General features: G+C 40.5%; 8 protein-coding genes. 4 read left to right on the plus strand and 4 right to left on the minus strand.

All coding sequences use genetic code 11. From position 1 onward, the window contains the following. Positions 1–20 precede the first annotated feature (20 nt). Positions 21–1,490 (plus strand): S10 family peptidase, encoded by a 1,470-nt coding sequence (locus tag AN393_RS05875; RefSeq protein ID WP_408003133.1) that lies wholly within the window; start codon positions 21–23, stop codon positions 1,488–1,490. A gap of 32 nt (positions 1,491–1,522) precedes the next feature. Here the strand turns inward: AN393_RS05875 and AN393_RS05880 are convergent, their stop codons facing one another. From AN393_RS05880 to AN393_RS05890, 3 genes are all read right to left on the minus strand, one after another. Beyond that, entirely contained in the window at positions 1,523–3,769 is a 2,247-nt protein-coding gene (locus AN393_RS05880; RefSeq protein WP_055017582.1) for an ATP-binding protein, read from the minus strand. Then, positions 3,756–4,565 carry a phosphate/phosphite/phosphonate ABC transporter substrate-binding protein gene (locus AN393_RS05885; RefSeq protein ID WP_055014949.1) on the minus strand — a complete coding sequence of 270 codons (810 nt, stop codon included), beginning with the start codon at positions 4,563–4,565 and terminating at the stop codon, positions 3,756–3,758. Before AN393_RS05885 ends, AN393_RS05880 begins: the two co-directional genes overlap by 14 nt. Positions 4,566–4,730: 165 nt before the next feature. Further along, entirely contained in the window at positions 4,731–6,251 is a 1,521-nt protein-coding gene (locus tag AN393_RS05890) for a CYTH domain-containing protein (protein WP_055014948.1), read from the minus strand. A 215-nt stretch (positions 6,252–6,466) separates the two neighbouring features. Here AN393_RS05890 and AN393_RS05895 point away from each other — a divergent pair, with 215 nt between their 5' ends. After that, a complete protein-coding gene (locus tag AN393_RS05895) occupies positions 6,467–7,072 on the plus strand; it encodes a TIGR04211 family SH3 domain-containing protein (RefSeq protein WP_055014947.1) in 606 nt (201 codons plus the stop codon). A gap of 104 nt (positions 7,073–7,176) precedes the next feature. On the opposite strand, the gene AN393_RS05900 is transcribed toward AN393_RS05895, so the two are convergent. Then, entirely contained in the window at positions 7,177–7,659 is a 483-nt protein-coding gene (locus AN393_RS05900) for a winged helix-turn-helix transcriptional regulator (protein WP_055014946.1), read from the minus strand. Between the two features lie 206 nt (positions 7,660–7,865). Between AN393_RS05900 and putA the strand changes: the two genes are divergently transcribed. Together putA and AN393_RS05910 are read left to right on the plus strand one after the other, a co-directional pair. Next, on the plus strand, positions 7,866–11,669 hold the full coding sequence (gene putA, locus AN393_RS05905) for a bifunctional proline dehydrogenase/L-glutamate gamma-semialdehyde dehydrogenase PutA (protein ID WP_055014945.1): 3,804 nt from the start codon (positions 7,866–7,868) through the stop codon (positions 11,667–11,669). A gap of 118 nt (positions 11,670–11,787) precedes the next feature. Further along, entirely contained in the window at positions 11,788–12,993 is a 1,206-nt protein-coding gene (locus AN393_RS05910; protein ID WP_082422679.1) for an HD-GYP domain-containing protein, read from the plus strand. Positions 12,994–13,019: the final 26 nt, after the last annotated feature.

Below are 13,019 nucleotides of genomic sequence, written 5' to 3' on the forward strand. Positions count from 1 at the left end.
CCTTAGCGCTTACCATTATAATGATAAGTAATGCTGCATTAGCAGATAATCAACGAAAAATAGACATTGATAGCCATGTAGTCACCAAACATAAAGCAAAAATCAATGGTGAACGCTTTAGCTACACCGTTAAAACAGGGACCCAACCTGTGTGGAATGACGGGGGGGATGCTATTGCCACGTTACAATACACCTATTACACACGAGATAAAGTCGATAACATCGCTGCTCGCCCTTTACTGATATCGTTTAATGGTGGGCCGGGTTCCGCATCGGTATGGATGCACTTAGCGTACACTGGCCCACGCGTATTAAAAATTGATGACGAAGGCTACCCCGTTCAACCTTATGGCGTAAAAGATAACCCCTATTCAGTATTAGATGTAGCAGATATTGTTTATGTTAACCCTGTAAATACAGGTTATTCACGTGTAATAGAAAACGCCAAAGGTGAGATGCTTTCAAAAGAGAAACAAAAAAAGCACTTTTTTGGTGTAAATGCCGATATCAAATACTTAGCTGAATGGCTAAATACCTTTGTAAACAGAAATGAGCGATGGCGCTCACCTAAGTTTTTAATAGGCGAAAGCTATGGCACGACTCGCGTATCAGGCCTTGCTTATGAGCTACAAAACAGTCAGTGGATGTACATTAATGGGGTGGTATTAGTATCGCCAACCGATATTGGTATAAAACGAGACGGCCCTATAAAAGCGGCAAACCGCTTACCTTATTTTGCTGCAACGGCGTGGTATCACAAAACACTTAAAAAAGATTTACAAAAAAAAGAGCTCTATGAACTTTTACCCGAAGTTGAGCAGTTTACTATTAATGAGCTTATTCCAGCCCTCGTTAAAGGCGGCTTTATCGATGCTGATAAAAAGCGCCAAATAATAAAAAAAATGGCTGAATATGCAGGCCTTTCAGAACAGTTTGTAGCGCAAAACAACTTAGATATCCCCACTCAATTTTTTTGGAAAGAACTTTTACGTGAGCGCGGACAAACTGTTGGACGTTTAGACTCGCGCTATTTAGGTATTGATAAACGCGATGCTGGCGAATCACCGGATTACTGGGCTGAGCTCACCTCTTGGCTACATTCGTTTACGCCTGCAATAAATTACTACCTACGTGAGGAGCTTAATTACAAAACGGATGTTAAATACAATTTATTCGGCAATGTTCACCCGTGGGATCGCAGTAAAAATAATACCGGCGAAAACTTACGTTTAGCGATGGCGCAAAACCCGTATTTAAACGTGATGATTCAAGCTGGCTACTACGATGGCGCAACAAATTACTTTGATGCTAAATACACATTATGGCAGCTTGACCCAAGTGGAAAAATGAAAGACAGATTAAGCTTTAAAGGGTACCGCAGCGGCCATATGATGTACCTACGCCATGAAGATCTTAAGCTTTCTAATAACGATTTACGCGACTTCATTTTAAGTTCTTTACCCGCCAAAGGACAAGCCGCTAAATATTAGTTATAAGCTAATAACCTTTATTACATGAGGCATTAAGAAAGTGCCTCATGTTTATTACAATAAACTTTTAACTGTGTAACCACTTCATTAAACCCCGTCTGTAGGGCAAATAATAACGCTTCATCGACCTTATTTTGCGCCGCTAAACTTTCTATCTGTTGGCAAATATCACTTAACTTTAACGCTGCGACCGATTTAGCAGATGACTTTAAACCATGCGCTTGAAAAGACAAATCGGCGTAATTTAAGCTATGCGTATACGCTTCAATTAATTTAACTTGTTCATAAGCGGTCTGTAAAAACGCCTGAAAAACTAAACAATGCACCTGTGCATCATGTCCTAACATCGAAAACAATAAAGGCATATCTAATTGGCTATACATAGAGCTTGCTTGCTCTGTGGTTGGTAGCGGCTGTGTATGCGCAGCAACAATGCCTTGCGAGTGCTTCATTAGCAGCTCTTTTAAGCTTTCAAGCTCTATCGGTTTAGTTAAAAAGCCATTCATTCCTGCGCTATAACAATCCTGTATATTTTTTTCCATAATATTGGCCGTAACAGCAATAATTATTAGCTCATTGAACTGTGTGTTTTTGCGTATTTTTTTTGCCAGCTCAAGCCCGTTTAACAGCGGCATTTGAATATCGGTAAGTAGCATATCAAAGCACTTATCTTGCAACATTTGCCACGCCTGCTCACCATTATTTGCAAACGTTGAGTCAACGCCAAGCATAGTCAATTGCTGCTTTAAGACCTGCTGATTGGTAAGCTGATCCTCTGCCACCAGCACATTTAATACGGGGAGTTTACCTGTAGCGGAGGTGGCGGGAGAACGGCTGGAATGATTGAGTGGTTCGTCAACTTTTGTAGTCGTTAACGTGCTTTCTTTAAAGCTATTAAAACTAATGGTAAAACACGCGCCTTTATTAATTTTGCTATGTACTTGTAGCTGCCCCTGCATACGCTCTACAAGCTCTTTAGTAATCACCAAACCAATGCCCGTACCATGTGTTTTACTGCTCTCTGCCCCTAGCCTATCAAAGGGTTTGAAAAGCCTTAAAATATCATCCTCTGAAAAACCACAACCTGTATCTTCAATATCAATTTTACAGCGGCTAGAATCAACAGTTTTACAGCGTATATCTATTTTACCGCGCACTTTATTGTATTTTATTGCGTTGGAGAGCAAGTTTAGCAGCACCTGTTTAAATCGACGCTTATCAACATATAAATAAACGCCATTAAGGGATTCAATATGATGGGTGTTAATAGTCACAAGTTCTACTCTGGCAAGTTCGCTCACCATTTCAATACTGTGCTGTAGCATGTCTTTAACAGGAGCATATTCAAAATTAAACTGCATATTCCCCGATTCAATAGACGTTAAGTCCAACACGTCGTTTATTAATAAAAGTAAATGCTCCCCAGCTTGATAAATACTTTGCGCATTGTCTTTGTGTACGTTGGTTGCTTTACTGTCATATTGATATAGCTGCGCTAACCCTAAAATGGCGTTTAAAGGCGTCCTAAGTTCATGACTCATACTTGCCATAAAGTCAGATTTAGCCTTACTAGCCGACTCAGCTTGAATTCTTAATGCATTTACTTTTTGGTGATTATTCGCCACCTCATTGGCCATTTTGTTAAAAGCATTTATAACGCTGCCAATTTCATTTTGCTGCTGTACATGAATGTGACAATCAAAATTTCCCTTCGCCAGTTTAGAAAAAGCGTCCTCCAGTGCTCGTAAAGGGCTAGTAATTCTATAATCGACTAACCAAGCTAAGCCTATAAAAAACACCACAAGTATAAAAAACTGAATATAAATTAACGTGTAATGTAGCTTTGCCGCTTCACTTATTGCGTTTTCAAAATTAACGATGAGTGTAATTTCAGCCAAAGGCTTATCTAAAAAGATAATACGCTCACTTAAGGTAACATTTCCTTTTTGATCTAGCGGTTGCCACTCATCTAAAGGGTATAATTGATTGCCTGTAGCCGAGTCTACTACCCTAATAGCTTTCCAATTAGGGTTTGTATTAAGTTGTGCGTCTATTTGCTCATACAGCTGAGCGTATTGACGGGTCAATAAAGGCGTTTTGATTGAAGTCGATAATTGCTGTAAAGAGCGCTGAGTTGCGCTAGAAAGGCCATCGTTTACCCACTTAGCTTGTTCTGGCAAAGCGTAAAATATAAATAAGCAAACCAATAACAAGCCAAATGCCATAACGGCTATAAAGCTTTGACATCGTAAGCTACGCCACCAGTTAATTTTCAACATAAAACGAGCGTAAGCCCCATTGCGTTAATTGTTTATAATCGTCAATGCTTGCCTTACTTGGGTTAATTATTGGGATCCCCGCTAATAAGTGTTTTTGATTAGGGTTACTGCCTATTTCTATAATAGCTTGTTGAACTTGCGCTTGTACTTGAGGGCTTACATTAGGGTGAGCCACTATGGGGTGGCGATTAACCTTGCGCGTTTTGTAAATAACTTTTAGTTTTTTTTGTAGATTTTGAGGCTGCTGCATTAATGTGCCCATCACCCCACCGCCTGCAGGTGTTGCATTAAGGGCCACATTTAAATAAACAGATGAGTGGGTTTGTACATACACAGGTTTTATTGTTAAACCATACAACAAAGCAAGCTCAGCACGCATCAATAAAGAAGCGCCCAATGCATTAGGTGCAGGAAAAGCAATTTCAGCGCCTTCAAGCTGCTTAACGGATTCAATATTACTGTTTTTATTGACTACTAATACCCCTTGCAAATGCCGCGCAGCATCTTTCACTATAGGTAAATAACCTTGCTTGTCGAAGGCAATAACACTGTGCCATGGGTTCATATAAGCAAAATCGTAATCGCCTTGTGCAAAACCTTGCTCAAAAACCGGAATTGATTCCACTGTCACAAGCTTTAACTGCACGCCCGTTTTTTCGGTTACTTTATTAAGAAAAGGCTGCCATATTGCAGTCAATTTTTGAGGCTCATATTGCGGAACTACACCAAAAGTGAAGGTTTGAGCATAGACCCCCATACTATTGAATAAAAAAAGCAAAACAACACTACACTTCATATTAGTCTTACCGTTGTAGGTTTATGACTATAAGCATAGTTAACGAGTGCCTAACACACCATTTTTATTACGTAGAAATTAGGAGGTTATTTAATTAAGGGAGTTTAAAAAAGTAACAAAAAAGGTTAACGCAGGTGTTAATACTGCAACACCTGCTACAAGGTATTATTGCCAATAAGGCTCTATATCAAAAGAGGCTAAACGGCTTTGCTCCATAGCACTGACTAAGTAATCCGACTTCTGATCTAGCCACTGTTGAATTTTAGCCAATTGCTCATCTTCTTGCCCGCCGCAAAGCTGTTTTAAATATTCCAGCGTGCTGAGCTCATACATACCATGAGAAATATCTAACCACGGTAGCCTAAATTCTAAACGCGCTTCTTTGTCAAACAGTGCGCCTAAGCAATTACCGCTTAATAAACTGTTTTCTAATTGCGGGCGTAAACTTAAATAGTCTTTTACCGTAAGCGTTTGCTCCTTAGGGAGTAACTTATCTAAATTTTGCCAATCTTTATTGAATAAGCGTTTAGCAATTTTAGCCACAGGCAGCTCTGCTGCCTTAAGCTCGGTTTGACCCCAAAATTTACGCCATTGCTTGTCTACTAACCAAGTAGTAAGCAACAGCAGTAACCGATTGTAACGCGCACTTTGAAACAAAGCATTAATATCATCAATACTCGGTTGAAGCTCTTTTAAATCGTTAATAACTTGCGCTAATGCTGGCGCTGCATTTATCTTTTTATAAAATGCGTGGCGCTTAGATGTATACGTTTTTAACTGAATAGCATTTTCAACCCAGGCTAATTCACTTAACAACCACTTGAGCTCTGTTCTTAACTGTTCAGTACTCTCTTTACTTACAATATCGTCGAACAACCAAAAATTGTGTCTAATTAAACTAATGCCGTCAGTCACGCGTTTGAGGGTTTTTAAACTGGGCTTGTCAAAGTAACACTGCTCATGCTTTTGCACAAAGCGAATACCAAAGTTCATGGCTTCAATCAGTGCTTGCTCTTGGGTTGCTTGTTTTTTTAATTTTACAAACCCTATCGACTTACTCGGCTTAAGCGGTGTTTCATCGGCTAGACGATAGCCTCTAGCTGCTTTTGAATAAAGACCTAAGCGGATACAATTTTGACTAACAAGTTTATCTGCCAAAGCAAATAGCTCGTCTCTATTACCCTCAACAAGCTCTATTTCAAGCTCGCTAATAATATCAACCTTACCCGATGCAGCTATTTCGCCCTTATCGAGCACGACTTCGATTTTTGCACCGTTGGGGGTTTCTATTAACCATGTACGACGAATAAAGTTAGTACTAAAAATAGGATATAAATTATCGCTAATAGCATTAACTTGCATACCATGAGGCCAAATAGCATTATTAAAAGCTAATAAATCAGGGCGACTTGATTCAATCGGCAAGTTATATTCAGGGCGTTGGTGAAGTCCGCCCACAACTTCGCCAGCAAGTTTAATGGTTTGTTCGCATTTACCGTCGGCACAGCGCGTTCTAAAACCTATATCCAGGGCTCTTAGCTCTCTACTTGGAGTATCGTAATAGGCATTTTGCAAACTACGTGAAGGTTTATTAATAACCGTTTTAGCAAATTGTGTGATTAGCGAGGGGATCAGTGGAACAACGGCATCTGATACCAAAAACTTCAGTTCTATCTCAGTATCCATTAGGGTTGAGGATTACCTTTAAAATAAATAAGTGCTCAAAATAAACAAAGCCACCTCATTTTGCAAATTTTTTAACCTTTTTGACTGAGCTATGCCATTATCGGGTTACAATATCAACCTTGCTATTAACGCGTTTAATCCATACTATCTCACTACTTATGTGAAAATCTTACTCACAACCACAACGGACACGGATAGACTAACAAGGTAGATAAATGCTAAAACACTGTTTACTAGGGCTACTTTTAACAGCCACCTCGTTTATAAGCCAAGCTCAAGAAGCTCAAACAGCCAACTCATCAGATGCAAACACAGCTTATATAATCGACAATCTATATACCTTTATGCGCTCTGGTGCAGGTAAAAACTACCGCTTACTTGGCTCTGTAGATGCGGGCACTAAATTATCCGTGCTATCAAAAGAAGAAAACGGCTTTATAAAAATCAAAGACGATAAAGACCGTGAAGGTTGGGTTGAATCTAAATTTATATCGAAAACTCCGGGTCTTCACCAGCAGTATCAAACGCTCAGTAGTGAAATGAGCAGTGTTCAAAATAAATTGCGCCAAGCACAAGTTGAGCTCCCGCAGTTACAAAAGCACAATCAAAGCTTAACCAATCAAAACAAACTACTTAACCAACAAATTACTGAGCTGCAAACAACGCTTGAGCAAGAACGTGCGCAAAAACAAGCAGCCACAGCAAAAGAAAAACGTCAGCTATTAACTTATGGCGGCGCTATTGCCTTTATAGGTTTATTTTTAGGTATTATTCTTACCGTTGTACTTTCACGCCGTAAGCGCTACGAAGGGTGGGCATAATTAACCTACACTTTTATTAGCTTATTTTGAGCTAACCACTAAAAAAAGCACCCTTAGGTGCTTTTTTAATGTGTGTGTAAGCTATTGCAATAAGCATATGGATTTTAAATATCCAAACGTAAACCAGGGTCTTGCTTGATTTTTTCTATGACCATATAAGTATGGTGAGTCCCTACCCCCGGAATGTCGACCAAATCTCCTAGCACTTGTCGGTACTCATCCATATCTGAGACCCTAATTTTTAGCAGGTAATCGTACCCGCCCGCTACCATATCGCACTCGACAACTTGCTCAATTTTAAGTATGTGCTCTTTAAACACTTTAAATACAGCCGTGTTAGATGCCACCAGCGATACTTGCACATGCGCCACTAAGCTCTGGTTCAGCTTTTGTTCGCTAAGCTTTGCAAAATACCCTTCTATATAGCCTTCTTGCTCTAACCGCTTAACACGGTCAAGGCATGGACTAGGACTTAAATTAACCTGTTTTGCTAGGTTAACATTAGAAATTCTGCCGTTCTTTTGAAGAACGTCTAATATTGCTAAATCGATACGATCAAGCAGGCGTAATCTATTTGGACTTGTCATACAGAATTTTATACGGATAAGTTGAAAATATGCCCTGTAAATTATCGTAAATCGCGAAATTTAACCAGCATATTCTGCTGAAATTTAATTAGAATGCACGCATTACATCACTGGTAATTTATTAGTAGCAAGTTTGCTTTAGCCTAGCGGCACAAGCGCATAATTTTGTTCTACTGTTTACATATTAACATTCCTGAGGGTTGCTTATGTTATTCAATGGCGATTTGACAACAACCTGTCCTACAAGACAGAAAATTCGTGATTTTTACCGCATTGACGAAAATGCCGTTATTGATCATATTTTACCACTTGCAGAAGTAGGTGTTAAAGCACGTAGCCGTGCGTGGGAAAGAGCTCGCCAGATTGTTTTAAACATTCGAAAAGACCAAGACGGTCAAAGCGGTGTAGACGCACTTTTAAATGAATTCTCACTCTCTAGTGAGGAAGGTGTAGTGTTAATGTGTTTGGCCGAAGCCCTACTTCGCGTACCAGACAAAGCCACGCAAGATACGTTAATTCGTGACAAGCTTGCTAAAGGTGATTGGAGTTCTCATTTAGGAAGCAGCGATTCTTTATTCGTTAATGCTTCTTCATGGGGATTATTAGTAACCGGTAAAATGGTTAACTACACAGATAAAACCAAAGAACAGCAATTTGGCATGCTTAAAAAGACCATAGGTCGTTTAGGCGAGCCTGTTATTCGCAAATCTGTAAACTTTGCCATGAAAATTATGGGTAAGCAGTTCGTTATGGGTCGCACCATTGATGAGGCCATTGAACGCGCTGCCGAAAAAGAGCAAAAAGGCTACGTTTACTCATATGACATGCTAGGCGAAGGCGCGCGCACAATGAAAGATGCCAAGCGTTACTTCGACAGCTACATGAACGCAATCCATGCCATTGGTAAAGCAGCAAATGGCCGTGGCCCAGTTAAAAGCCCAGGTATTTCCGTTAAACTTTCTGCTATTCATCCACGTTATGAGTTCACGCATAAAGAGCGCGTGATGGCCGAAATTGTGCCTAAACTTAAAGAGCTGGCGCTTGCAGCTAAACAATACGATATTGGCTTTACGGTTGATGCAGAAGAAGCTGACCGCTTAGATATTTCGTTAGATGTTATTGAAGCGGTATTTAGCGATGAAGATTTAGGTAACTGGCAAGGTTTTGGCTTGGCCGTACAAGCGTATCAAAAGCGCGCTATTTTTGTTATTGAATGGGTAACTGAGCTTGCTACTCGCGTAGGCCGTAAAATGATGGTGCGCCTAGTTAAAGGTGCCTACTGGGATACCGAAATCAAAACCACTCAGCAAGATGGTTTAGAGCACTACCCTGTATTTACACGTAAAGCAACGACCGATGTATCTTACAAAGCCTGTGCTATTAGAATGCTCGAAGCGCGTGATGTGCTTTACCCACAATTTGCAACACACAACGCTTACACTGCAGCCACTATTTTAGAAGTTGCTAAAGGCGATAACACCGGTTTTGAATTCCAACGTTTACACGGTATGGGCGAATCTTTATTTGACCAAATCGTAAATGAGGAAAAAATTCAATGTCGTGTGTATGCTCCAGTAGGCCAACACGAAGACTTACTTGCCTACCTAGTTCGTCGTTTACTTGAAAATGGCGCTAACTCGTCGTTTGTAAATGCCATTGTAGATACGACTAAGCCTGTTGAGTCGTTACTTCCAGACCCTGTAGAAACATTGCAAGGTTTACGCAATAAGTACAATACGCAAATTAAAATGCCAATTGACTTATACGGCGATGAACGCGCTAATTCAAAAGGCATGGACTTAACAGACATTAATGCCATTACCCCGTTCAAAGAAAATCTTGAAAGCTGGTTTAATGAGCACTTAATTGATCAAAGCCAAGTACCACAAGGCGCATTAGCGGTTAAAAACCCAGCAAATCATAACGAAATCATCGGCCACGTTAAACTGCAATCTAGCGATGAGATGAAAGATATTTTAGCCAATGCTGAAGCGGCATTTGAGTCATGGTCGCAAACATCTGTAAAAGAGCGTGCTAATTTACTACGTCGTGTAGCGGATATTTTAGAGCGCCACCACGATGAACTTGTGGCTATATGTATTAAAGAAGCCGGTAAAATTGCACAAGATGGTATCGATGAAGTACGTGAAGCTGTTGATTTTTGTCGCTACTACGCTGCCCGCGCAGAAGAACTAGCTAGCGATGAACGTTTTGAAGCCCGCGGTGTAATTTTATGTATCAGCCCATGGAACTTCCCGCTTGCTATTTTCTTAGGCCAAGTAGCTGCAGCAATCGTTACGGGTAATACAGTTATTGCTAAACCTGCAGAGCAAACAAGCTTAATTGCACTTCGTGCTATTGAATTAATGCTTTCGGTTGGCTTACCAGAGCATGTAGTGCAGCCAGTAATCGCCCGCGGTTCTGAAGTGGGTAAAACAATTGTACCTGATGAGCGTATACAAGCTGTTATGTTTACTGGTTCTACAGAAACCGGCACACTTATTTCACAAACTCTCGCTGCGCGTAACGATATTCAAGTACCGTTAATAGCAGAAACCGGCGGCCAAAACTGTATGATTGTTGATTCAACAGCGCTGCCAGAGCAAGTTGTGGATGATGTAATAAGCTCTGGTTTCCAAAGTGCTGGTCAACGCTGTTCAGCACTGCGTGTATTATTTATACAAGAAGATGTAGCTGATGGCATTATTGAAATGCTTAAAGGTGCGCTGGCAGAGCTGCATGTTGGGGACCCGTCAATGCTTTCTACCGATGTAGGCCCGGTAATTGATGAAAAAGCCCTTAAAACGCTAAATGAGCATGTTGAATACTTAAAAGGTAATGCAACACTTCATTACGAGTGTAAGATCCCTGACAACACGCAAAACGGTGCCTACTTTTTTGCGCCTCGTTTGTACGAAATCGAAGATTTATCAGTACTTAAGCGTGAAGTATTTGGTCCATGTGTACACATTATTCGCTTTAAAGCGAATGATATCGACAACGTAATTGACCAAATAAATAACACAGGTTACGGCCTAACAATGGGTGTTCACTCTCGTATAGAAGAGCGTTGTGAGTACCTAGCTAAAATGTCGCGTGCGGGTAACGTATACGTAAACCGTAATATGATTGGTGCCATTGTAGGTGTGCAACCATTTGGTGGCCGTGGTTTATCTGGTACTGGCCCTAAAGCCGGTGGTCCTAACTACCTGCAGCGTTTAGTAAAAGAGAAAGCATCACCTGATAACGTGCAAATGACTAACCTAACGCCAGATGAGCTTGATTTACACCATTACAGCGGTGCAAATGAGCAAGTTAAAAAGCTAATGGCTAACTCAATGCGCGATGAGAAAATTTGGCGTGCAACGCCGCTAAACGACCGTGTATCAGCTGTGCGTCAGTTACTTGCTAAAGTCGCAACGGTCGAAATCATTGATGATTTAGCGGATGATTTAGCGTTAACGCTTTCAGAAGCGCGTGCACAATTAAACCGCCTCGAAAAACACATGCGTAAGTTCACTACATTGCCTGGGCCGACTGGTGAGTCAAACACCTTGCATCTTGAAGCGCGTGGTTGTGTGGTGTGTTATGCAGATAAAAGCACGTCATTTAACTTTTGGGCGCTGTCAATTATTACAGCACTAGCTGCTGGTAATACAGTAATTACGGTAGCATCGGAGCTGTTTTATGATGAGGCGGTAGCTTTTAAAGACAAGTTTATTGCCACAGGCGTTGCAGAGGGCGTGTTCCAGGTTGCAAAACCTAACCAGCTTCAAGCTATTTTGGCTCACCCTCACTTAGCGGGTGCGGTGGTTGCTGCACGTTCGTCTCGTTTAGGTTACTTCAGCCAACAACTTGCACAGCGTAAAGGCGCTATTTTGCCAGTAATTACTTCAGAGTATTACGATACGTTAATTAAACGCTTAATTACCGAAAAAACGATCAGTATTGATACCACTGCCTCTGGCGGTAATACCTCACTGATGACCCTAGTAGAAGATGACGAATAACCATCTAATACTAATTAACTAAAAATGAAAAAAAAGGCACTTAAAAGTGCCTTTTTTTTTACGTTGCAACGTATAATGATGCTAATTTAAACAAAGACCCCTTATAGAAGTAAGAAAATTGAACGTTATCTCTATTTCGCAATTACAGCCTGGCATGTTTGTACAAAGTGTTACAAAGCAAACTGGGCGCATTAAAATTAAAAACCAAGGCTGGGTTAAAACTCAGGCGGGTATTGATAAGCTCAAAAAAGCGGGCATTTTAGAAATAGAGATAGATCCAGATAAAACATTAACGTCATCCGAGCCCGACACCCAAGCCCCAACGCCAACGCCAACGCCTAAGGCTGATATTAAAAAACGCGATCCATGGCTTAAAGTTCACAGTAGCGAACAAGAAATGGGCAAAGCTAAAAAGCTCTACGACGAAGCTAAAACACTTCAACAAAAGGCCTTTGGCGATATAAAAGCGGGCAGAGATATAGACATAGCGCCTTTTAAGGAGCTTGCCAGTGGTTTTATGGATTCAATTTTTAGAAACCAAGATGCCCTAGCCTGCTTAACACAAATGCGCCAAAAAGATGCATACTTACTTGAGCATTCTATTAATGTATCTATATTAATGGGGATTTTTGCAAAGCACTTAGGCATAGAGCGCGATATTATTGTAGAGCTTACTACAGGTGCTTTGTTGCATGACATAGGAAAAATTAAAACCCCTGACGAAGTGCTCAATAAACCGGGCCGCTTAAGTGATGACGAATTTAAAATTATGCAAAACCATGCTTTGCATTCAAAACAAATTTTGGAAGAAGCAGGATTAACAGGTATTGCTGTAGATATTGCCGGCCTACATCATGAGCGTTTAGATGGAAAAGGCTACCCGTTTGCCAAAAAAGGCGATGAGATAAGCCAATACGTACGCATGGCATCTATTGTAGATGTATATGATGCACTGACAGCAGAACGTGTCTATAAAGCAGGCATGGAGCCCATTAAAGCGTTTAAAATTTTAAAAGATGGCTGCCCCGATAGCTTTGATGGTGAACTACTCACTAAATTTATTCAATGTATTGGCATTCACCCGGTAGGTACCTTAGTTAAGCTTTCAAGCCAAAAAGTAGGCCTAGTAACCGAAAGCAACCCAACGACTCCTTTAAAACCTGTGGTAAAAACATTCTATAGCGCAAAGCATAGCCGCTATACCGAAGTACAAGATATTGACTTAGCCAATAAAAAAACAGCTGACGTACTCGAATCGACAGTTAAACCAGCTGATTATAATATTGATTTAGAACGCTTTTATAAAAATTCGATTTTACCTTAAAAAACCGCGTTACGGCGGCTTTTTAA

Source organism: Pseudoalteromonas sp. P1-25 (assembly GCF_001401805.1).
Classification (GTDB): Bacteria; Pseudomonadota; Gammaproteobacteria; order Enterobacterales; family Alteromonadaceae; genus Pseudoalteromonas.